This window comes from Alteromonas sp. KS69, from assembly GCF_003989595.1.
Lineage (GTDB): Bacteria > Pseudomonadota > Gammaproteobacteria > Enterobacterales > Alteromonadaceae > Alteromonas > Alteromonas naphthalenivorans.
On sequence record NZ_PYHU01000007.1, the window covers coordinates 22387 to 45518 of the forward strand.

Genomic DNA, 23132 nt, shown 5'->3' on the forward strand with positions numbered 1-23132 from the left:
TTTTACAAATATGGGGCAAATAATGCGCTTAATTAGCGCATTTGCCATGTAAAACCTAGCTCGAACGTACGGCCATATTCTTCAAATTGTGCATTATTCGTGCGCGAATCGAAGTAGTTATAAAATGGCTCGTTATTGATATTGATTGCGTTGAAATACACCTGCATATCATCGTTAATGAAATACTTTGCAGTGAAATCTAGCTGGGCATGTTCATCTTCGTAACGCAGCATGTCGCCATCAATTTCCTCAAAGTTTTCACTCTTATAGGTCATGGCTAAGCGCAAACTAAAGTCGTTGGCTTCGTAACCAAAGGTTAGGTTTCCAATGGTGTCTGACTGGTTAGGCAGTTGAGTTTCAAACTTTTCACCGTCTAAGAATGTGGTGGCGTCTGAATCGGTGAAGGTGGCATTGGTCGACATTATAAAGCCGTTGTTAAATGCTTTAACCCACGACAATTCTAGCCCGTGTAAACTGGCACTTTCACCGTTAATGGCTTGAATGGCTTCATCGTAGTCTTCCCAACCTTCGGTGCCTGCAACATCGGCATACACCACAAAGTTGTCAATATCTTTGTAGAAATAACCGGCTGACAGTACGCCAATATCACCTGGGTAGTACTCTATAGATAAATCAAAGTTTTGTGCTTCGTAAGGTTGAAGCTCTGGGTTGCCCACTTCTGCTTCTCGCTCGGTAACAAAAACGCCGTCATCTTCTTCAGTTTTGCTTTCGATAATTTGAAACGCAGCGACATCTTCAAACTTAGGGCGTGAAATGGTTTGCGTATACGCAGCGCGAAGTTGAAGTTTATCTGAAAACGCGTAGCGTGCGTTGATGCTGGGTAACCAGTGATCGTAATCTCGCTCGGCTTCCCATACCGTGTTAACCACGTCTTCAACATCCGTTTCTTCATTTTCAATAAGTTCAACACGCATGCCTGAGGTACTGAAATCAGTGCGCTCGTAGCGTACACCAGCCACGATATGTAGCTTATCAATATCAACACTACTCATAATGTAAGCAGCAAAGATATCTTCTTCATTGACATAAGTAGCACCATTAGATTCAATCTCTGAATCAAGTTCAGCCAATTCTAGTGCAGCACGATTAGTGTTGAAATAATCACGCATACCAGAACGAGACAAGCCCGGACCAAAATCGCCTAGTGAATATTCTGGTGAGTCATCACCGAAATCAGCAGGATTAATACCGTCAAAATCGCCATCGTAAATGAATATGCTGCTGTCGCGATCTTTTTCGCGGCTACGATATTTTGTGCCTAATTTTAATTCACCCAAATAGCTGCCAAAGTTTACAGGGCGGGCCAAATCGAGTTTGAAACTGGTTTCAGTATCTTTGGTATAGTTATCTTCAAACGAAATTTCATCAAGCTCGTACGTTGATAAATCCAATGCATCCGCATTTTGAGTGATGGCAGGCCGAATAGTGGCCAGATTCGCATCAATACTGTCGTTTTCAGTTACAAAATTATAGTAGAGCGCGTCTGGCTCATCTTCATCAGACTTGGCATAACCAAGTTGCCAATCTGCTTTCCATGTTTGTAACTGATGTTCACCGCCAAGGGCCACGGTGAAGATGCTTTGGGTTTCTTTTCTGTCTTTGCTGCCACGCTCAATTTCCGAATCTTCACCGTCTAGGGTGAAGGTATTACTTAAGCGATATTCTTCGTCTGAAAACTCACTGTACAGAGTGCGAAGATAATACTGGTTGTTAAAGTTTGGACGGTAATCAAGATTTACTGCTCCACCCAAACGTTCGCGAGTAATGGTGTACTGGCGTTGTTCTACCTCATCATCGCCATTACTTTCAACGTTGTCAGAGCCGAAGTCACGGTCAAAGTATGAAAGGGCAGCAGCAATACCCCAATCAGGCGTTATTTTCTTTGTAATGGTGCCAGACACTTTAGGACTGACTTCGTCACGTAAGTCATTTTGGCTACCTTGTACGGTAATGCTCGCCGTATCTTGTTGTTTGTCGAACGCACTAACACTGGTTACTTCAACAGAGCCGCCAATGGCGTCGCCGTCCATATCAGGGGTAACCGACTTCGACACTTCAAGGGTTTGAATTAGCTCTGAAGGGATAACATCTAGTGCCACCGAACGTACACCAGATTCTGGTGAAGGAATGTTTAAGCCGTTAATGGTCACGTTGTTTAAATTTGGATCGATACCGCGAATACCCACAAAACGGCCTTCGCCTTGGTCGCGCTCTATCGACAAGCCTGGTAAACGTTGCAATGATTCTGCGGCATTTTGGTCGGGGAATTGCCCAATGGCATCGGCAGATACCACATTAGATATACGGTTAGATACACGCTGTTGGTTAATCGCGCTAGCTTGGCTACTACGTTGACCTAGTACGAGTAACTCTTCAAGTTCGTCACCTTCACCCAGCTCAATTGTAGGGCGTACCGTGGCATCGTCGCTCACTGTGACTTTCTGCGTGACCGTTTCTTCACCTAAATAAGAAACTTCTAAGGTGTAGGTACCCGCAGGTACACCCGAGAAGCGAAAGCTACCGTCACGTAGAGATTCTGTGGTTAAGTTCAGCTCTACAAGTTTCACTTTAGCGCCTACGTACACTCGCGCTTCTGCGGCGTCGTTGAGCGTGCCGGTAATTGCGCCATTAGCGGCTAAGGCTTGATTAGACAGTGAAAGGCCAAGGGCGGCAATACAGGCAATGCGTAATGTAGAATAGCGGGTTTTAATTTTCATTCTTAATCCGTGAGCAATGTGTGCAAAGTAGTTTGATGATTAATGTGTATGAGCCATGTTCGATGCCGAATACGGTAAAAAGTGGATATGACAATTACATGACGAGAACGCTATCAACACCGGCAGAAATGGCGAATATGATCAGAATGGAAGAAAGATGAGCTAAATTGACCTGCTAGTAACATGCTAATAAGTTTAGGTATTTTGATACTTTTTTTAATTTCAAAGGTGCGTTGCCACTAATTTGTCACATTGATGAGCCAAACTGACCCTCGACAATCAGGATAAAAATGGGATATTTCCTGAGTCTTGTTTTACTGCTTGTTCCCGATTGCTTGGTAATCGCGGGAAAAGTACAGTTTGCTACCCATAAGAGTGCGACATCATGTTTACCTTACGAAATGCCACACAGTTCAGTCATCACAAAGGCTGGCTATTCTTTACTTTTGCTACGGTTGCACTGGCGAGCTCTTTGAGCCTGACCTTTGGCAACGCCAAGCCCCTCGCCATTATATCTGGCCTAGACATCGTGGGTGAGGGCAGTGTAGTACTGCTGACTCTAGGATGGATTGTTGCCGTATTGGCCAGTCGGCCGCCAGGTAAGGTCACTAGCCTGTTAATTGTGGGCTTAGTGTTTTTCCTATTCTCAATGACACTCGACTTACTTGATGAGTTTTTACGCTACCCTGATTCCGCGTTGTGGCTCAGCATGATTGAGTCGATACCCGCCGCTATTGGCATGGTTATCATGACTGCGGCGCTCTACCTATGGCATTTAGAACAGCGTGCAATCAATTTACAGCTTCGGCGCCGAGAATGGGACTACCGAGACCACCAAGAAATAGATCCTATTACCCAGTTGTATCGAGGCGATTACTGGCAATCACGGGTTACCGCATTGCAAGCATCGGGAAATGATGGCTACGTGGCCATTATTGATATTAATGAATTTTCTTATTTTAATCAGCGCTATGGGCAGGCCGAAGGCGACCGCTACTTGCACGAAGTCGCGCAACTGGTGGTGATGAACCTAAGACAGCAAGATTTAGCTTGTCGATATGCCGGCGATAGATTTGCGCTATTGCTGCCTAATGTGAATGAAGCCGAAGCCCAAGATATTGTAAAAGAAGTTAGAGCCAGTATTAGCCATGTAGCGTTTCGCTATAAAGAAGACACGGCCGCCATTTATACCAGTGCGCGCGCAGTGGTTGCGCCACTTACTCAACAAGGATCGCTCACCGATACTTTGCAGCATTTGCTGCATCAGCTTGAAGACAGCAACAGCGCCCAAAGCAATAAAAATGGCAGCAGGAACGCTGCATAGTGATAGCTAGCTCAGTGGTGACTTCAGGGCCAACTCAAAGGCCTGTGCAAACACTTTCGCCAGCACCAGTGACTCAGTCAGACAAAGTGATACCTGCCTATCACCTTGTAAATGCAGTGCTGGACGTGGCCATTCCCCGCGGCGCAAGTAAAGACAGAATACTTCGTGGTACGGGCATTTTTGACGATAGCCTTACGGTAAACACGCGTATTAGTGCCAAACAATGTATAGCCTTATTTTCAAATGTAAGAGGGCAGTGCAAGGGTAATGATGTTAGCTTTTTGATAGGTAAAAGTTTAGGTGGGATATGGCTACGTGAAGATATAGCCAATATTAAACGAAGCCAAAACCTTGAGCAGGCCATTGAAGCACTTACAGCAATACGGTGGGGGAGTATTCCCTTGGTATCGTTTAAGCGCTTTTCGCTGCAAGATAAATATATTTGGGTGTTACAAGACACTATGGGGTGTGAAAAAAGAGGTGCCCATAAGCTTTGGCCATTTATTGCCGAGTTGTATTTATCCATGCTGGTGGCCCTAGTTAAACAATGGACTGGCACCCGTTTACCTTTGAGTTTTACAATAGATTCAGAAAGACCACGCAACGTTCAAGATTTCGAAACTTACCTAGGACTTCGGGTTGCTTTTCATTCGCCCCTGATGTCTATAACCCTCCCCAAATCTTGTATGACTTCCGCTTTCCCGTTTGCCGATGAGAAAGCAGGCAATGTTCAAGGCGATATTCAAGGTGATGTTCAGGGTGATATCCAAGGCGAGGCACAGCGTAGTTTGGCATATCAGCAAACCCCGGCTTCACCTCAAGACACACCAAATTTGAGCTTACTCGATTATATAAGAATTCAGACATTACAAGAGCCTCAAAAAGGCTTAGCGGATTTAGCGAGAAATTTAGGGTGCAGTACCGCAACATTAAAACGAAAGCTAAGCGACCATAACTACACTTACCGCGGGCTAAGCGAAGAAGCACGGCGGCAACAAGCCATCGTATTGCTGGCGCTTAAAAAGCTAAACAACGAACAAAGCGCCTCGCAAATGGCCTTTTCCGACCTGCCTAACTTTCGCCGTACGATAAAACGATTAACCGGTTTGACCCCAAGTGAGCTGCGCGCCCGTTAATTTGCTTTGCATTAGGTGCAAAACCTTTTATCCTTTCACTCGTTTTTACATTATTGTTTAAATGTCTACCAATGTAAGCGCGCTAATCTAAACCCGTTTGTTTATAGTTATTTAGACGTAAAGCGCCTTATAGATACAATAATCGTCGGCCTTACGCCGTGCCCATTCTGATTTAAAGAAGTAGAGTTTTCTGTGCAGCAATCAATTTCAAGTAGCCAACCTAAGCCCAATCCAATGGGTTTAACGCCCATTTTATTATTTGTTGTTTTGGTGGTAGCTACAGGCCTTATTACTAACGATATTACCGCTATGCCTATTTTGGTGGCGTTTTTTATTAGTGCAGGTTATGGGCTATGCCTAAACCCTAAAGGCGAAAAGGTAAGTTTCTCAGAAAAAGTACAAACGTTCTGCAAAGGCGGCGGCGATAAAAACATTATTTTACTGGTGCTGATATTTCTTCTTGCTGGCGCCTTCTACGCGGTCACCATCGATATTGGTGCGCGCGACGCTACGGTAAATATGGCACTACAATTTGTACCTACTGCCATGATATTGCCCGGGCTATTTTTGATTTGTTGCTTTATTTCGTTTGCTATGGGTACCTCTATGGGGACCATTACCGCACTTTCACCCATTGGGGCGGGGCTGGCAAACAGCTTAGGCTTACCGGTTGAGCTTGCCCTTGGCGTGGTAGTAGGCGGCGCTATGTTTGGTGATAATTTGTCATTTGTATCAGACACCACTATTGCGGCCACTCGAACTCAAGGTGTACAGCTTAAAGACAAATTTCGTGCAAACTTGATGGTAGCTTTACCAGCTTGTTTGGCCACCATGGTACTGCTGTTAATCTTTGTTGATGTAGATACCTCAGAGCTTATTGAAACTAAAGATTACGATGTATGGCGCATATTGCCGTATTTATTCATTATTGGTTTTGCACTAACAGGCTTTAACGTTATCACTGTTTTGGCAGTGGGTATTGCAAGTGCTTGCGTGGTTGGCTTGCTGCAAGGCAGCTTTACCGTGCTTACCATGATGCACAGCATTCAAAAAGGCATGGGATGGATGCAAGACTTAGCCATGATAGCCATTACCATTGGCGGGATTGTGGCCTTAATGCATGCGAACGGTGGAATTACTTGGCTGATTAACCGACTGACTAAACGTGTTACTAGCAAAAAGGGCGCAGAGTTTAGTATTGCTGGTTTAGTCAGCTTTTTAGATATAACTACCGCCAACAATACCATTGCGATTGTCACTGCTGGCCCTATCGCGAGCGATTTAAATGAAAAGTATGGAGTAGATCCTCGCCGTACTGCATCATTACTCGATATTTTTTCTTGTAGCTTTCAAGGGCTGGTGCCTTACGGGGCGCAGTTATTAAGTGCTGCTGCAGTAGTCGGTATATCGCCGCTTGCCATTACACCTTACTGCTGGTACCCCATGCTTATCTTCGTGTTTGGCTTGTTGGCTATCTGGTTCAACTTTCCCACCTTTGAACAAAAAAATGACGATGAGTTAACAGAAGCATCGGCTGTGGTGAAGTCGCGATAACTCAAAAATAGCTAGGCAACAAACTAGCGTGATTAACGGTGGAAATTTAGCGCCACTTCTTCTAGGATCGTTCCCCGCTGTTTAGCCGTATAGGTTGGTATAGTTGCGGCTTAGGTTGTTTTTACAACATTGGTTTACAGCACGTTTTGCTATTAAGCACCGCAGCTATAATTCGTAAGTACAGACCGCAAGTACAGATTATACAGATTATACAAATAGTACAGTTCGTATCACCCAGTTCGTATTAAAAAGTAGGATGGTAAATTGTCTTCACCTAACGCGCCTTCGTCACCTGTCGCTTTTCAAATTAAATCGCTTTATGCACAACTCGATGATTGTATGTCGGCGGATAAATTCCCATTAAAACGGCGTGTTCAGCAGTTCACGAAGCAGCTAAATAGCGGTGAAAAGGTAAAGGATGAAAAGGTAAAGGATAGTAACCAAACAGATGCTTCTACAGATAGCCCGCAAAGCAAAATAGCCAATCGATATGAAAAGCTTGTTAACGATATTCAAGCATCAAAAGATAAGCGTGCCTTCAGGCTAAAGAATTTGCCAGAAGTGACGTATCCGCCACTGCCGGTTAGTGATAAAAAAGACGATATTAAAGCGGCTATTGCGGCCAACCAAGTGGTGATTGTTGCAGGTGAAACTGGCTCGGGTAAGACAACCCAGTTGCCGAAAATATGTTTAGAGCTTGGCCGTGGTGTCAGTGGCATGATAGCGCATACCCAGCCACGTCGATTGGCTGCTCGCAGTGTGGCAACTCGTATTGCTGAAGAGCTCAACACGCCGCTTGGTGAAAAGGTAGGCTTTAAGATTCGTTTTAGCGATCAGGTTAGCGAGCGAAGCTACGTAAAACTGATGACAGACGGTATGTTGCTGGCAGAAATGCAAAACGACCGTTTCTTGAATCAATACGACACCATTATTATTGATGAAGCCCACGAACGTAGCTTAAACATCGACTTCTTGCTGGGCTATTTAAGGCAGCTATTAGACAAGCGCCCTGAACTTAAACTCATTATTACCTCGGCTACCATCGACCCCGAACGTTTCTCGAAGCACTTTAATAATGCGCCTATTATTGAAGTGAGCGGACGTACGTATCCGGTTGAAATTCGTTATCACAGCCCTGAAGACAATGAGAACGATACCGATCAAACCGACGCCATTGTGGGGGCGGTTGATGAGCTATTAACCGAGAAACCGGGCGATATTTTAGTGTTCTTAAGTGGGGAGCGTGAAATTCGCGACACCCAAGATGCGCTCATGCGCAGGCAATACCGCAATACTGAAATAGTACCTTTGTATGCTAGGCTTTCCGCCGCAGAACAAAACCGTATTTTCCAATCTCACACCGGTAGGCGCATTGTGTTGTCTACCAACGTGGCAGAAACCTCGTTAACTGTGCCGGGCATTAAGTATGTTATCGACCCAGGTGTGGCGCGTATTTCACGCTACAGCGCTCGCAGTAAAGTACAGCGGTTGCCTATAGAAGCGATATCGCAAGCGTCTGCGAATCAGCGGGCAGGGCGATGTGGACGTGTTTCCGATGGTATCTGTATTCGTTTATACAGTGAAGATGATTACCTTGGCCGCCCTGAATTTACCGACCCAGAAATACTGCGTACGAATTTGGCCTCAGTTATTTTGCAAATGCTTGCGTTGGGGTTAGGAGATATTGCTGATTTTCCATTTGTTCAGCCACCCGATAACCGCAACATCAACGACGGCTTTAGGTTGCTAGAAGAAATTCAGGCCATCGTGAAACAAAAAGGCCGTATGCAGCTTACCAAAATGGGCAGACAGATTGCCCGTTTACCTATCGATCCGCGCTACGCCCGTATGGTGGTTGAAGCGCAGCGTACCAATGCGTTAATGGAAGTCATGGTAATTGCCGCGGGGCTATCTATTCAAGACCCTCGTGAGCGCCCACAAGATAAACGTCAACAGGCGGATGAAAAGCACAGCGAATATACCGATAAAGATTCAGACTTTATTAGTTTGTATAACCTGTGGGACGCGTTTAAAGCGCAGCAAAATGAATTAAGCCAGAACCATCTTCGTAAGTGGTGTAAGAGCCAATTTATTAATTATCTGCGTATGCGCGAATGGCAAGATATTGTTAGCCAACTTAAAAAGTCGGTGGCCGAACTGGGCTTTGGCATTGTGAAAAACGAGCCAGATTATCAAGCTATTCACGAAGCCATTGCCAGTGGGTTACTGTCGCATATTGGCTTTAAAGATAAAGACAGAGAATACTTAGGTTCGCGCAACACCCGCTTTATGATTTTTCCAGGCTCTGGGCTTTCTAAATCGCAACCTAAATGGGTAATGGCGGCTGAACTCGTTGAAACCTCTAAGCTATTCGCCCGAATGGTGGCAAAAATAGACCCCGCGTGGATAGAGTCTTTAGCTGGGCATGTTAGTCAGCATAGTTATTCTGAGCCCCATTGGTCGAAAAAACGCGGTGCAGTTATCGCGTTTGAAAAAGTAACCTTGTTTGGTTTACCTATAGTAATGAAACGAGCCAAAGTGTATAGCCTAATTGACCCGCCGGTATGTCACGAACTCTTTATTCGGGAAGGCTTAGTTGAAGGTAATACGCGGCTGAATTTTGGTTTCTTGAAAGAGAACCAAGCTTTATTAGAACAAGCCGATGAGTTTGAACAAAAGACCCGACGCCGAGATCTTTTGGTTGATGACGACGAATTAGTCCGTTTTTATGCCTCGCGTATTCCGGTAGAAGCGAACAACGAAGCCGCGTTTAAGAAATGGTATAAAAACCAAGAAGCGTTAGTTAAGCAAGCGGGCGGCGAAAAGTCTGGTACCGAAAAGATAAGTGAAGTGCTTACCTTTACCGAGGATGACGTGTATCGCCAGCAGCCAGGCCAAGCCATAGAAAACGCCTTTCCAGATGCGTGGCGACAGGGCAACATCACCATGGGGCTTCGTTATCATTTTGAGCCGAATGCGGATGACGATGGTGTTAGCGTGATTATTCCTTTGCCGGTACTCAACCAAGTGGAAAATATTGGCTTTGATTGGCAAGTGGCAGGGCTACGACATGAACGCATAGTGTCGATGATCAGAACCTTGCCAAAGCGCTTACGCCGCAACTTTGTGCCTGCGCCTAACTTTGCGGATGCCTGCATTGCAGATATTAGCGAGACGGATAAAAATGGCCGCCCCATAAGCCTTGTAGAGGCGGTTACCGCCAAGCTTCGTAAAATGACAGGTATTACCGTAGAAGAAGATGAATGGAATCTGTCGCAGCTAGATAGACACCTGATTATGCACTTTACGGTAGTAAACGATAAAGGCGAAACCATTGCGCGCTCAGACGATTTACACGCTCTTAAACAGCAATGTGCGGGGCAAGTAAAAGAAACCTTTGAAAAGGCGGCTACGCCTGAGCTTGAGCGTAGTGGTATTGAAAGTTGGGATTTCGACACACTGCCTACTACTTTTGCGCAAAAAATGGGTGGCTTTGAAGTACAAGCTTTCCCCGCTTTAGTAGAAAAGGGCGACAAGGTAGATATCGCGCTTATAGGCGAGCCAGAAAAAGCGCAATCAATGCACCGAAAAGGTGTGAACGTGTTGATTAAAAACGCCATGCCGTCCCCGCTAAATTACTTGCAAAGTAAGTTACCCAATAAAGCGAAGTTGGGTCTTTACTTTAATCCGTTTGGGCAAATTAAAGCGCTTATTGATGATTGTATTTTTGCCGGTATAGATGCGCTGGTGGGCGAATATTGTGAAAAGCACAACACAGATATTCGTAGCAAAGCGGATTTCGATGCCTGCGTAGATATAGTGCGCGCTGAAATAAACGACAAAGTATTAGAAATAGCCAAGCAGGTAGAGCAGGGCTTAACCCTCGCACATCAATGCCAAAAGCAAATGAAAGGCAATGTGCCCCTTAACATGATAAACGCATTGGGCGATTGCAAAGGGCATCTTTCTAGTTTGGTATTCCCAGGGTTTGTATCGGATATAGGTGAAGCACGACTTAACGATTGGAACCGATATATAAAAGGCTTGTCTCGTCGTTTAGAAAAACTACCGATTGATCCGAATAAAGACAGAATGCATCAACTCACCGTTGAAAAAGCCCTAAGTGAATGGGAAAAAGCGTGTGGTAAATACCCTAAAGGCAAAGTACCAGAGGCATTATTAGATACACGGTGGATGATTGAAGAATTAAGGGTGTCTTTATTTGCCCAAGCATTAGGTACGGCTTACCCCATATCGGCAAAGCGTATCTCACTGTTTTTAGCCGACTTCTAGCTGGGAAATTAAGCGGCTTGTTTAATTTCCCAAATGACAGAATCTAATTTTCTAAATATAAATGGACAATTATTGGTCAGGCTGATTGACAAGCAGCCAAGCTCGCCCTATAACAGGTAGAGCAACATGTGGTTTGAATACGTAGTGGAGATGTAGAAATGTTGGGATACGACGATAAGCGAAATTTTTTCAGGATGATGGTTAATTCGCCTTGTCAGTTACAGGTTACTGATGATGAATCGAGCCGCACTATGCAAGCAATGTGTAAAGATATAAGTGCAACAGGCATGTCTTTAGAAGTTGATGAACCTTCGATAGAAATTGGTACGCAAGTTAGCGTTGCCATAGATTCTCCAAGCTCTCAAGTGCCTTCACTAGCAGCCATTGCTACTGTGGTTCGCTGTGAGCCAGACACGGAATCTAGCTGTTTGATTGGGGTTGAAATCACAGAAATGAAATAGGCTGATAGTGTTTTCGCAAGCCTAAGTATATTCATTACAATGACTCACGAAGTCTCTCGTGAGTCTCTCGTGAGTCAGATTAGCCTTTTTTCTCACCGCTACCCATAGCTAATTACATTTAGTCATCGATAAATTATTGGCAATCATTTAGCCGACTTCCCCGGCGGTATGTTTCACGGGCTTTAATGACCGCCGATTTATCTCGTTGGCTTATCTCACTAGCTTATTTCTTCACATTATGACTGCGCGTATATGACTTGTTTTAAACCTGCTAAGCAACGCCCTTCATAATTTTGAAATCGAATAAGTCGATGGCGCCCTTCGTAAAAATCAATTGTCTTTAATGCGTCTAATCGATAATAATTCTCATTAACGATTCGAGACAAACTTATTAGGTCAATCATTATGAAAAAGACAATCACTTTTGCGTGTATGCACTTCACCGTCGCTTTTACAGTGGCATATTTATTAACAGGTAGTGCAGTAGTGGGTGGGGCAGTAGCCTTAGTTGAGCCAGCTGTGAATACGGTGGTATTTTATTTTCACGAGCGAGTCTGGAAGAAGTTTGAGAACCAGCCTAATGACCAAGCTAGCGATCAGCAACTACGTAGTGGTCCTGAGCAGGCTTTTGCTTCAAATGAGATGACATTGGCATCATAAGCGTTTGCTAAGTTTGCCTCTTATTTGAATTTTCGAAGAACGTGGCGCTAAAGGTGAGTTAAGTTCAATAACACTTAATAGAACCTTAGTGCCACGTTTTTTTTATGCTTAATGAATTAAACAGTAACCCTGTATTAATTCGATTTATTCGTCTGTGACGTGTATTTCGTTGGATGTAAAAGTACGCCAGAAATTACAGATCAGTGACTTCACAAACTAAACCTTTCAAGTAATACCCTTCAGGATAACTGCCTATCACAGGATGATCGGTGGCTTGGTTAAGTCGCGCAATAATTTTGATGGTTCTTCCTGCATCCAATGCAGCATCAGCCACAATTTTTTGAAACAAATCGGCTGGCATTAAGCCAGAGCAGCTAAAAGTAAGCAGTAATCCACCATTTCTCACCGCATGAATACCGTACAGGTTTATATCTTTATAGCCGCGGGCAGCACGGGTGAGTGATGCTTTGTTGTCGATAAATTTGGGCGGATCAAGGATAACCATATCAAATTGTTCTTTACGTTCGTGGTATTCACGCAACTGCTTAAAAACATCTTTTTTGACGTAATGACTTTTGCTTTCATCTAAACCATTTAACGCCACATGCTGCTTAGCAAGGTCAAGTGCAGGTTGAGAAACATCCACATTAGTAACCGATTTTGCACCGCCTTGTAGTGCGTAACAAGAAAAGGTGCCGGTATAGCTAAAGCAATTAAGCACGTCAGCGTCTTTGGCATAATGTGCAGCGGCAGCACGACTATCTCGTTGATCAAGATAAAAGCCTGTTTTGTGGCCGTTCTCTATATCAACAATGATAGAAAGCCCATTTTCTTTCACGGTAACTTGCATAGGTGGCTCGCCGCTCACCACACCTGTAACTGGCTCTAAACCTTCCTTTTTACGTACATCAACATCGCTTCGCTCGTAAACGTGGGTACCGGGCTTTAACTTGTTTATTGCCCACACAATTTTATCTCGGTGCTTCTCGGCCCCAGCGCTTAATAGTTGCAATACGGCTACGTTGTCGTACAAATCTATGGTAACACCTGGAAGGCCATCACTCTCAGATGCAATCCAGCGAAATGCATTGGTGACTTCTGGGTCAAATAAACGCATTCTCAAATTAAGCGCAATTTCCATACGGCGTAAAAAGAACGCGTTATCGATGCTTTCTTCTTTACTAAATGTCCACATGCGCACGCGAATTTGCGAAGTAGGTGAATAGGCGCCGCGACCTAACCAATCACCTTCTGAATCGAACACATCAACAGTGTCACCACTGCGCCCTCTACCTTTTAGTTCTGCCACGGCGCTTTCAAACACCCAAGGGTGGCGACGACGAAGGGATTTATCTCTATTAGGGTGCAAAATAACTTGTGATGACATGAAACGTACTCTATTTCTTGAATTAGCTAGGAAGTGGGTATTGCATTGAAAGCCTTTAGCCTTATAAGAAGCCTTTAGCCAAATAAAAAGCCTTTAGCAAGTGAACGGCTCTTGCAACCACACGTAAGCGGCGGGGCGAAGTATAGCGATAAAGCGTTGCCTATGCGAATGATTACCCCGTTTACTGACCAGACGTTAGCTATTTTACTAAGTTTGATAGAAAGTTGTTTAGGCCGCGCAGGCGAGTGGAAACACATAAAGTTATAGCAAACTATTGGTGATCATGAGTTTTGTTTTAATCGCATTACGTTACATTATTTGAAGTCTAATTTTGCACAATAAGATAAGTGTTAGTGATATGAGGCTAAAATTCCAAACTCAATTATGCACTTAAAATTATCATCCACGTAGTCATAGGTTAACGTATTTATTCATGCTATCACTAACGTGCAAAAACACACTGCACCCCCAGTGAAATTCCAAAAAAGAGGATACTAATGCAATTTGTAAACTTCGAAGAAGGCTGTGCACCTGAAGGCCTAACAATAGCAGAGGTTGATGCACCCGTACTCACCGACGACAAAGTGCTAGTGCAAGTACACGCCTTTGGTGTGAACCGTGCCGATACACTGCAACGACAAGGGCACTATCCACCGCCCCCTGGTGAAAGTGAAATTTTAGGGCTTGAGGTTGCCGGTGAGATCATAGAGGTTGGCGCTACAGTTAGTGAGTGGAAAGTGGGGGACAAGGTCTTTGGATTGGTCGCGGGCGGTGGTTATGCACAACAAGTTGCCGTTAACCCGCAGCACTTAATGCGCGTTCCCGAAAACATGCCGTATAGCTCGGCGGCAGGGCTTGCCGAGGTGTTTCTTACTGCATTTCAATGCTTGCGCCTTATTTCGAATGTAAAACCAGCAGAGCGAGTACTCATTCACGGTGGTGCTAGTGGTGTGGGATTAGCTGCTACTCAGCTTTGTCATTATTGGGGAGTAGAAAGCGCCGTTACCGCGTCATCCCAAGAAAAGCTAGCACACTGCCAGCAAAACGGCGCTAACCTGCTGATAAACTATAAAGATAAAAACTTTGCTGAAGAGATAAAAGCTAATTGGCCTGAAGGCGTTAATATGGTGCTTGATATGGTGGGGGGCGATTATCTAAATCGGAACCTTCACATTCTAAAGCGCGATGGCATTGTGGTTTACCTCGCCATGTTAGCTGGGCGTTATGCAGATAACCTAGATATGGCATTGATGCTGGGTAAACGAGCCAGAATACAAGGTACTACGCTGCGCAATAGAACGGATGAATACAAAAGCGCGCTTATTAGTGACTTCTCGACAACCTGTTTACCAGCATTCACCACCGGCGAGCTTAGCGTAAACATAGATACGGTATACGCAATAAATGATGTCGCAAAATCTCACGCACGATTAGAAAGTAACAACACGCAAGGAAAGATAGTTGTAGAGTGGTAGTGAGACGCGAAAAATAAAAACAATTTAGCGTAACGAAAGAAAAGGCGATGCAGCCTTTTCTTTTTGCAAAATCGCTAACCTTTACCTATACCTATAGAGGTATTTGCTTTCAAATCTATTGGTCTTGTAAGCTAGTAGCCCTTAAAGCCATCAGCCTGTAAAGCCACTATCTGGTGTTGTTGGTTTGGCTTCTGCCGCACCCCGAGCTAAATCATCGCAGCGTTCATTTTCAGGATGACCCGAGTGGCCTTTTACCCAGTGCCAATTAATTTTATGCTTGCTAACTGCTTCATCAAGGCGCTTCCAAAGGTCGGCATTTTTTACCGCTTTTTTGTCTGATGTGCGCCAGCCGTTCTTACGCCAGTTGTGGATCCATTGATTGATACCGTTTTTCACATACTGGCTATCTGTCGTCAATTCAACGTTGCAGGGCTCAGTTAAACTGTTTAATGCTTCAATAGGCGCCATTAATTCCATACGATTGTTGGTAGTATGCGCGAATCCGCCACTTAGCTCTTTACGGTGACTGTTATAAACTAAAACAGCACCATAACCGCCAGGGCCTGGGTTTCCAAGGCATGAGCCATCAGTAAAAATGTGAATGGTTTTTTGAGCCACTGGGTGTCCTTAAATTATTTACTTTCATATTTCGCTTTTCCCTTAGCCTGTGGCGAAGGGGTTGATATACTATCAAAAAACAAAAGGTAAGATTAGAGGAATCATGCGTCAGATTGTACTAGATACAGAAACTACAGGTATCGACCCTAAAGAAGGTCACCGAGTGATTGAAATTGGGTGTGTTGAGCTGGTTAACCGTAAACTTACTGGCAATCACTTTCATGTATACATTAATCCAGGCCGCCAAATTGAACAAGAAGCGATAGATGTTCACGGTATTACGAATGAGTTCTTAACCGACAAACCTACATTTAGAGATGTAGCCGAAGATTTTGTGAATTTTATTCGCGGTGCACAGTTGGTTATTCATAACGCGCCCTTCGATGTGGGCTTTATGGATCACGAATTTGGGATGGAACCGAAAACCCGTGGCGTTATCACCAAAGATATTTGTAGTGTGCTTGATACCTTGGCGGTTGCGCGCAAAATGCACCCAGGGCAGAAAAATAACCTAGATGCCTTGTGTAAGCGTTATGGCATAGACAACAGCCACCGTGAGCTTCACGGGGCATTACTGGATGCTGAAATACTCGCCGACGTTTATCTGCTAATGACCGGTGGGCAGACAAAGCTTAATTTGGCATCTAAGGGCAGCGGTGAAAACCAATCAGATGCACTTCGCCGGTTGAACAGAAACGGAAATAAATTAAAGGTTATCAAAGCTAGCGCCGATGAATTAGCACAGCATGAATCCCGTTTAGATATTGTAGAAAAAGCAGGGGGTAAATGTTTGTGGCGCCCAGAGCAAAACGATGCATAGCTAATTCAGGTGCAGGTTATGGTGTGTTGCTTTAGCTGCTAGACGTACTTAACCATTTTTAAAATACATTTCCAAAGGAGCGGGCAACAGTGAAAGTAGGTGTGATGAAACTAGTGTTGGCGTTGTGCCTATTAGGATGTACTTCAACGGTATTTTCACAAGATACTTCTCTGCCAGCTCCGTCATCACAGGACACGCAAGCCGACACTGCGCCTTCTCCTATTACTGACTTGGGGGATGAATACGAGAACTCGATTAAGTTATTACAGAATCGTTTTCGTATTGATTACAACGTGAAAGAGGTCTCCATGATTTTCTTTCGCGAATACGGCTCTGCCCCCGTAGTATTAGTTCGCCCCGATGGTTCAAAGTTATTTCAAGGCCGGGTGGACGAGACCAACGTTAAGTGGTTCGATGCCGACACCTTCGACATGATCACTATTGAAAACCCTATGCCTGGCCCTTGGCAGGCGGTAGGTCAGGTTAACCCTGCAAGTCGGGTTATGGTCATTTCTGATATTAAGCTTCACGCCACATCGCTTCCCAGCATTCTCTTTTCGGGCGAAATATTAAAATCTACGGCTTACCTAACCAACGGCGGCGAAAAAATAGATAACAAACAGTTCCGTGATGTCGTGGAATTGTCTATTGAGTTTGTAAGTGCAAATGACCCTAATTACGACAACTTTGGTGCTAACGATGCAGAAATTGCAAAGTTTGAAGATAACGGTCGGGGTATGGATGAGCGTCCAATGGATGGCGTGTTCACTGGCCAATTCAATTTAAAAGTTGCAGCAGGTAAATGGCAGCCTGTTTATCGAGTAGACACGCCAATGTTCACGCGAGAACAAATTGGTGCACCCATTATCCTTTACAACAACCCTGTTTATGTGGATGTTGAATTAGACGCTACCGATGGCACAGGAGACGGTTATCACACGCTGCTCATTGATGTGAACCGCGAGCTAGTGAATATTGAGTCACTCCTGATTGACGGCAAAATTAAATTTCCAAACGCAGATATTCAAAACTTTTCGTTAACCGAAGGCGGCGATAGTGTGCGAGAGCATCTTATCGTGGCGTACGAAGAGGGGGTTTATCGCGTTAAACTAACCGCCTATGGCACAACATCAGAAGGCCGAGACTTCATACTGGATGTTCCTGAATATACTTTTGTGGCTGAAGCGCCTGAGCCAGAAGTGATAGACCCGCTTATTGACGGCGAAGATCCTATTGTTGATGGCAGTGAAGATCCGCTTGCAATGGGTGATAATTCAACATCTCTCAATCAAGAAAATACACAATCGATGGCTGAAGATGATGAAATGGATTCAGGCACGCTAACCCTGATTATTTTAGCGGTGAATGGAACCATCATTTTAATAGGTGTTATTGCTGCCGTTATTATTATCCTAAAAAGACGAAAAGCCAGTGGTCCTGCATCTGCAAAAGCAGCCACGACGAAAGAAAATAAAAAGGCCAAGAAGAAAGTGGTGTCTGAATCTGACTTATCGCTTGATAATGAACCTAAGGGCTTTAAAAAGTTGCTGGCAAAGTTTAAGAAGTCGAAACCGGCAGAGTAGGGTAAAGAGTAGGGTAAATAAATACGCCATTTAAATAGGGCTGTATCGTCGTAGCGGGAGCTCTTTTGCTATTTATTAATACAAAAGTGTAAGTAAGCTATCCTAAGGTGAACGTGGCCTGCGGGAAGAGCCTCCTGATTTTATGTGTACGAATTCCCGCCTGATTGAATTATATTTCAACATTGTGTTTATTTATCGTGCAAACAGTGCCCAGATGACAATTTTATTAATAAAAAGCATTGACTCTGCAGGGGCTAAACCGTATTATCTGCGCCGCAGTGAGGGCAAGGGGTTTTAACAACTCATTTAACTCACTGATAACATTGAAATTGTGGAGCGGTAGTTCAGTTGGTTAGAATACCGGCCTGTCACGCCGGGGGTCGCGGGTTCGAGTCCCGTCCGCTCCGCCACTTTCAATGCTATAACTAAAAGGCCACGGAGCGGTAGTTCAGTTGGTTAGAATACCGGCCTGTCACGCCGGGGGTCGCGGGTTCGAGTCCCGTCCGCTCCGCCATTTAGTTATAACAAAGTGTCTCTTCGATGATGTGGAGCGGTAGTTCAGTTGGTTAGAATACCGGCCTGTCACGCCGGGGGTCGCGGGTTCGAGTCCCGTCCGCTCCGCCACTTATCGAAATAGCACACTTTCCCATTATGCGGAGCGGTAGTTCAGTTGGTTAGAATACCGGCCTGTCACGCCGGGGGTCGCGGGTTCGAGTCCCGTCCGCTCCGCCATTTTCGGGAAAGCATTTACTTTGGCATGTTTTACTGCTCACTGATAAAACTTCTTTATCAACTTCATACTGTTGCAGGCATTCTGTTTGCGTTTCATCTATTATTCTTTCTACTTCTACTTCTACTTCTACTTCTACTTTTCATTTACTTAGTTTTCCCTTGTTTTTCTTATAGTACTATAATCCATAGCTCTTTCATCTATAGTTATTGCACCTATGTTTTTCTCTCCTATAGTTTGTCGTTACCACATGAAAGCCTTTCCCCATATTAGGTATTAATATCCCTTAATGGCGCCTTACTGTTAGGCAACTGACTAATTCGTCAAAGCAGCAAACCACACGCTTTGTATAATATTGTGGCTGCGTGTCATCTGGACGTTAGATAATTTTATTCCCTTCACTTCATTGACTTAACTTAATCTTCTGCAATGCTTAAATTCATCTAAAGTATTATTCTAATAGTCAATTTTTCGACTACTTTCATGTGTATACGCACAACAAGACGCCTTAATTTTATGTGGTACAAATGAGCAATAATGAGCATAGACAATATCTACTCGCTGACAATCTCAGAGCAATCGCCGTTTCGTTTCTAACGGTTGTACTTGTTAGCGTTGTGCTCGGCCTACTGATGTTCTCAGTCATAAAAGAACACGAAGAGGCTCGTGCCGAAGATATCTTATCCAATGTGCGGATGGTATTTAAAGACGCTGAAGCGTCACTAGACTATTTAATCGCCAATTCTTATTATTCCTGTAGTGATGATAATCTAAACGAAATGCGACGCACGTTGTTTCGCTCTCGTTTCGTGAAAGAAATTGGTTTCTTTGGTGATGGGAAGTTATTGTGCAGCACCTATCTTGGGGTATTAAAGCAACCCATAGATGAAGCTGTTCCAGATTTTGTTACGGCATTGGGGGATGCATTTTGGATAAATACACCTTTAGAGTTGTTCGATAATCAATCTAAAGGCACCATTGCAAAGCGGGGGCGTTATAACGCCGTATTAGATTTAGATGGGGTTATCGGTCTGAATTTCGGTCGAGATTGGGCGCTTTTTTATAACGGTGAGCAACTTTACCATATGGCAGGCAGCCCCCGATTAACGCCTTCTATAACGGGGCGCGAGGGACGCAGTCTTAGTACCGACTATTTTTCCCTCAGAATAATTAAATGTGAAAAATATTACTCCGAAGTATGTCTAACCGTAGTACCTGATGAAGCCAGAATATTTAAAATTCACAAGGGCAAATTAGTGCTCTTTATCTGCATCATGTTAATGGCAGCTGCTTTATCCCATATGCTCACCTTCAATTACTTGCGACGCATACGTTCCTTAGAATCGCGGATAAACCGTGGGCTGAAATCAGGGAAGTTTTATTGTTTGTACCAACCGTTTGTAAACTTAGACACGGAAGAAGTCGTAGGCTGTGAGGTTTTGAGTCGGTTTGAAGATGAATATGGCCCTATCTATCCTGATGACTTTATTTCCCAAGTAAGAGATATTGGCAAAACATGGGAATTTACTACTGTGATGATAAAATCGGCAATGGATGAATTAAATCGATGCGCCAACATTCCTGAAGGTTTCAAGGTGTCGTTTAATTTATTCCCGTCAGATTTTATGCAAGATGAATTAATCGATTTGGATTGGGTGCTAGATTTAAATAACAAAAATTTTAAGCTTGTGCTGGAAATCATCGAAGATGAACAGCTTGCGACAAGCAGTGCAGCAAAACATATTAAAGCCCTTCGAAGTCGGGGGTTTTGGGTTGCCATCGATGACTTTGGCGTAGGTTACTCAAACCTTAGCCAACTGAAATCTCTAAGATGTGAGTTTTTAAAAATAGACCGTAGTTTCGTGATGGACATGGAAGATCACAGTATTCGTTCATCGTTGATACCCCATATCGTTAATATTGCTGACGAGCTGAAAGTGACCTTGATTGCTGAGGGAGTTGAGAACAATGAGCAGCGACGAGAACTTGTGAACATGAATGTGGAGTATGGGCAAGGTTGGTTATTTGGTAAACCGCAAACGGTTGGGAACTTAGCAAATACGATTGAGCTGTCTTTCAAAACCCATTAATCGGTTGGCGTGTCTGTCGTTCCGCGATACCATGCAGTTATTGTTAAAAGACGAAGAACGGCTGCATGCAGGACGTATTACATTGCCGCAAAATTTGTAAAATTTATCAAGAAGGCGACAACAGCACGCCTGTTTTAAATAACATTTCACTTTCTATCAATGCGGGAGAGCATGTTGCCATTTTAGGTAGCTCTGGCTCTGGAAAAAGTACCTTGCTGCATTTGCTTGGGGGCTTAGACACACCCACAAGTGGTGAGGTGTGGTTTAAAGGCGAGTCGCTTACTCATCTAAATGCTAAACAACTTGCCGCCTTGCGAAACAAAGAAATGGGTTTTATTTACCAATTCCATCATTTGCTAGGTGAATTTACTGCACTTGAAAATGTTGCTATGCCCCTTCGCATTGGCGGCGAAAGTGCGAGTAACGCTAATGCGAAAGCAAACGCCCTACTTAACGATGTAGGGCTTTCTCATCGTGCAGATCACTTGCCTAGCGCGCTCTCAGGCGGCGAACGCCAACGGGTCGCCATCGCCCGGGCATTGGTCACATCTCCTTCAGTTGTGCTTGCTGATGAACCAACCGGTAATTTAGATGCCACTACAGGGGAGCAGGTTTATCAGCTGTTAAAACGTTTAAGTGAGCAAAAACAAACTGCCTTTGTGATAGTAACGCACGATATTACCCTTGCTAACCGTATGGACAGAGTACTTCGCATTAAAGATGGTGAATTACTTAACGCAGTCACTAAGGAACAATCCTAGTGGCGCTGGCATGGCAACTTGCTAAACGATTTCGTCAAGCCAAGGTCCAAAATCGTTTCATCTCATTTATTTCTATGTCGTCTACCGTAGGTATAGGGCTTGGTTGTTTCGTGTTAATTACCTTGTTAAGTGTAATGAATGGTTTTGAGCGAGAGCTAACGCAGCGAATTTTAACCGTTATTCCTCACGGTGAGTTATATAGCACCGACAAGACCGGTATTGAGAACTTAGATGCGCAGCTTTACCGCCTGAACCAAGACCTCAGAATTGCCAAGGTTGAACCTTACACCCCTCTTACCGGCATGTTGCAATTCAAAGGTGAGTTAAAGGCGATTTCATTGACGGGCATTGCGGCAGACGCACAAAACACGTTTAGCCGGCAAGTAACGGACGAGCACTGGCAAAACTTCGCGCTAAACAGTGACAGTGTACTGATAGGTAAGGGAATTGCCAACAAGCTTAATATCGTGGTGGGCGATACCGTACAGGCACTTATTCCCGTCACTACGAAAGATTTACGCTTTAGTGCACCCACATCAATAACCTTAACCGTTGCTGGCTTTATGCATGTCGGAGGGGAGCTTGATAACCAATTGGGGCTGATGCACCTTGCAAAAGCTACCGCGGCCGCTGGCATAGAGGGCCAAGCATTGGGTATGCGCTTCACATTACACGATCCGTTTTCGGCCTATATCACCATGCGAGACATAGGTTATAGCTACCCTCAAGCGGTCTATATGTCTGACTGGACGCGAACCCAAGGTCATTTGTACAACGACATTCAGCTCGTTCGCACTGTTGTGTATATTGCATTGGTGCTGGTGATTGCCGTGGCCTGTTTTAATATTGTGTCTTCATTAGTAATGGCGGTACGAGAAAAACAACCTGCCATTGCGATCTTAAAAACCATGGGCGCAACCGATACACTAATCCGGCGCACGTTTATGTTTCAAGGTGTGCTAAACGGACTCATTGGCATAGTGGTAGGGGTAACTCTTGCAATTATTATTGCCCCTAATCTTTCTACTATTGTGAAGTTTTTAGAAGGTGTTTTTGGGGTAGAAGTGTTATCGGGCGATATTTATTTTATCGATTTCTTACCTTCTGCACTTATGTGGCAAGACGTGGTAGTCACCTGTGTGGTCGCCATCATCATGTCCGTACTAGCAACCTGGTACCCAGCCCATAAAGCGACAAAAGTGTCTCCTTCTCAATCCCTTCATTAACGGGGTTTAGGTATAGGGGTGTTTAAATGTCATCGCTAGTATGACTAGCTAGCAATAATCTTAGCTATTAAAAATTGTAGATGATAACCATAGCTAGACGCACACTGAAGCCTTTGATTGAGCGTATTACAGCACCAATATACTTGGTCATTCACTTACGAATATGTATTGAGATTGTCAGTATAATGCAATTGTACAATGTATTTGCACTGGGTGATGGCAAGACCTATAAGCAATAAAAAAAGGGTTAGCGATGCTAACCCTTTTGTGTAGTTC

General features: G+C 44.2%; 15 protein-coding genes and 4 tRNA genes. 16 read left to right on the forward strand and 3 right to left on the reverse strand.

All coding sequences use genetic code 11. The features are described 5' to 3' along the window. Positions 1-32 precede the first annotated feature (32 nt). Positions 33-2738 (reverse strand): TonB-dependent receptor, encoded by a 2706-nt coding sequence (locus C7Y69_RS06355; RefSeq protein WP_126872161.1) that lies wholly within the window; start codon positions 2736-2738, stop codon positions 33-35. A gap of 385 nt (positions 2739-3123) precedes the next feature. Between C7Y69_RS06355 and C7Y69_RS06360 the strand changes: the two genes are divergently transcribed. The 6 genes from C7Y69_RS06360 to C7Y69_RS06385 all read left to right on the forward strand — a co-directional run bounded on the left by C7Y69_RS06360 (position 3124) and on the right by C7Y69_RS06385 (position 12166). Next, entirely contained in the window at positions 3124-4062 is a 939-nt protein-coding gene (locus tag C7Y69_RS06360; RefSeq protein ID WP_126872162.1) for a GGDEF domain-containing protein, read from the forward strand. Beyond that, positions 4062-5198: a helix-turn-helix domain-containing protein gene (locus C7Y69_RS06365; RefSeq protein WP_126872163.1), complete on the forward strand. Its 1137-nt coding sequence runs from the start codon at positions 4062-4064 to the stop codon at positions 5196-5198. The genes C7Y69_RS06360 and C7Y69_RS06365 overlap by 1 nt, the downstream gene beginning before the upstream one ends. A gap of 234 nt (positions 5199-5432) precedes the next feature. Continuing rightward, positions 5433-6752: a Na+/H+ antiporter NhaC family protein gene (locus C7Y69_RS06370; protein ID WP_126872250.1), complete on the forward strand. Its 1320-nt coding sequence runs from the start codon at positions 5433-5435 to the stop codon at positions 6750-6752. A 339-nt stretch (positions 6753-7091) separates the two neighbouring features. Then, positions 7092-11045 (forward strand): ATP-dependent RNA helicase HrpA, encoded by a 3954-nt coding sequence (gene hrpA / locus C7Y69_RS06375; RefSeq protein ID WP_126872251.1) that lies wholly within the window; start codon positions 7092-7094, stop codon positions 11043-11045. Between the two features lie 158 nt (positions 11046-11203). Then, on the forward strand, positions 11204-11506 hold the full coding sequence (locus tag C7Y69_RS06380; protein ID WP_013784499.1) for a PilZ domain-containing protein: 303 nt from the start codon (positions 11204-11206) through the stop codon (positions 11504-11506). Between the two features lie 405 nt (positions 11507-11911). Beyond that, a complete protein-coding gene (locus C7Y69_RS06385) occupies positions 11912-12166 on the forward strand; it encodes a DUF2061 domain-containing protein (protein WP_126872164.1) in 255 nt (84 codons plus the stop codon). A gap of 193 nt (positions 12167-12359) precedes the next feature. Here C7Y69_RS06385 and C7Y69_RS06390 read toward each other — a convergent pair whose 3' ends face one another. Beyond that, positions 12360-13553 carry a class I SAM-dependent rRNA methyltransferase gene (locus C7Y69_RS06390; RefSeq protein WP_126872165.1) on the reverse strand — a complete coding sequence of 398 codons (1194 nt, stop codon included), beginning with the start codon at positions 13551-13553 and terminating at the stop codon, positions 12360-12362. 497 nt (positions 13554-14050) lie between these two features. On the opposite strand from C7Y69_RS06390, the gene C7Y69_RS06395 reads away from it, so the two are divergent. Continuing rightward, positions 14051-15028 carry an NAD(P)H-quinone oxidoreductase gene (locus tag C7Y69_RS06395; protein WP_126872166.1) on the forward strand — a complete coding sequence of 326 codons (978 nt, stop codon included), beginning with the start codon at positions 14051-14053 and terminating at the stop codon, positions 15026-15028. A gap of 150 nt (positions 15029-15178) precedes the next feature. On the opposite strand, the gene rnhA is transcribed toward C7Y69_RS06395, so the two are convergent. Beyond that, the gene (rnhA, locus tag C7Y69_RS06400; protein ID WP_013784494.1) at positions 15179-15646 is read right to left on the reverse strand and encodes a ribonuclease HI; all 468 of its coding nucleotides are present in this window, start codon (positions 15644-15646) and stop codon (positions 15179-15181) included. Between the two features lie 103 nt (positions 15647-15749). Between rnhA and dnaQ the strand changes: the two genes are divergently transcribed. From dnaQ to C7Y69_RS06445, 9 genes are all read left to right on the forward strand, one after another. Next, positions 15750-16466 (forward strand): DNA polymerase III subunit epsilon, encoded by a 717-nt coding sequence (gene dnaQ, locus C7Y69_RS06405; RefSeq protein ID WP_013784493.1) that lies wholly within the window; start codon positions 15750-15752, stop codon positions 16464-16466. Positions 16467-16555: 89 nt separating this feature from the next. After that, positions 16556-18049 (forward strand): TIGR03503 family protein, encoded by a 1494-nt coding sequence (locus tag C7Y69_RS06410; protein WP_126872167.1) that lies wholly within the window; start codon positions 16556-16558, stop codon positions 18047-18049. A 333-nt stretch (positions 18050-18382) separates the two neighbouring features. Further along, a tRNA-Asp gene (locus C7Y69_RS06415) sits at positions 18383-18459 on the forward strand. A gap of 27 nt (positions 18460-18486) precedes the next feature. Beyond that, positions 18487-18563 (forward strand) — tRNA-Asp (locus C7Y69_RS06420). A 33-nt stretch (positions 18564-18596) separates the two neighbouring features. After that, a tRNA-Asp gene (locus tag C7Y69_RS06425) sits at positions 18597-18673 on the forward strand. Between the two features lie 31 nt (positions 18674-18704). Next, positions 18705-18781 (forward strand) — tRNA-Asp (locus tag C7Y69_RS06430). Between the two features lie 525 nt (positions 18782-19306). Continuing rightward, positions 19307-20869, forward strand: coding sequence for an EAL domain-containing protein (locus C7Y69_RS06435; protein ID WP_126872168.1), 1563 nt, complete (start codon positions 19307-19309; stop codon positions 20867-20869). A gap of 65 nt (positions 20870-20934) precedes the next feature. Beyond that, positions 20935-21630, forward strand: coding sequence for a lipoprotein-releasing ABC transporter ATP-binding protein LolD (lolD, locus tag C7Y69_RS06440; RefSeq protein ID WP_126872169.1), 696 nt, complete (start codon positions 20935-20937; stop codon positions 21628-21630). Continuing rightward, positions 21630-22856, forward strand: coding sequence for a lipoprotein-releasing ABC transporter permease subunit (locus C7Y69_RS06445; protein ID WP_126872170.1), 1227 nt, complete (start codon positions 21630-21632; stop codon positions 22854-22856). Before lolD ends, C7Y69_RS06445 begins: the two co-directional genes overlap by 1 nt. Positions 22857-23132 lie beyond the last annotated feature (276 nt).

Excerpts from the sequence above, each read along its gene's own strand:
- C7Y69_RS06395 (WP_126872166.1), top strand. The coding sequence starts at position 14,051 with ATGCAATTTGTAAACTTCGAAGAAGGCTGTGCACCTGAAGGCCTAACA.
- C7Y69_RS06390 (WP_126872165.1), bottom strand. The coding sequence starts at position 13,553 with ATGTCATCACAAGTTATTTTGCACCCTAATAGAGATAAATCCCTTCGT.
- C7Y69_RS06380 (WP_013784499.1), top strand. The coding sequence starts at position 11,204 with ATGTTGGGATACGACGATAAGCGAAATTTTTTCAGGATGATGGTTAAT.
- C7Y69_RS06370 (WP_126872250.1), top strand. The coding sequence starts at position 5,433 with ATGGGTTTAACGCCCATTTTATTATTTGTTGTTTTGGTGGTAGCTACA.
- C7Y69_RS06360 (WP_126872162.1), top strand. The coding sequence starts at position 3,124 with ATGTTTACCTTACGAAATGCCACACAGTTCAGTCATCACAAAGGCTGG.
- C7Y69_RS06435 (WP_126872168.1), top strand. The coding sequence starts at position 19,307 with ATGAGCAATAATGAGCATAGACAATATCTACTCGCTGACAATCTCAGA.
- hrpA (WP_126872251.1), top strand. The coding sequence starts at position 7,092 with ATGTCGGCGGATAAATTCCCATTAAAACGGCGTGTTCAGCAGTTCACG.
- C7Y69_RS06355 (WP_126872161.1), bottom strand. The coding sequence starts at position 2,738 with ATGAAAATTAAAACCCGCTATTCTACATTACGCATTGCCTGTATTGCC.
- C7Y69_RS06385 (WP_126872164.1), top strand. The coding sequence starts at position 11,912 with ATGAAAAAGACAATCACTTTTGCGTGTATGCACTTCACCGTCGCTTTT.
- dnaQ (WP_013784493.1), top strand. The coding sequence starts at position 15,750 with ATGCGTCAGATTGTACTAGATACAGAAACTACAGGTATCGACCCTAAA.
- lolD (WP_126872169.1), top strand. The coding sequence starts at position 20,935 with ATGCAGGACGTATTACATTGCCGCAAAATTTGTAAAATTTATCAAGAA.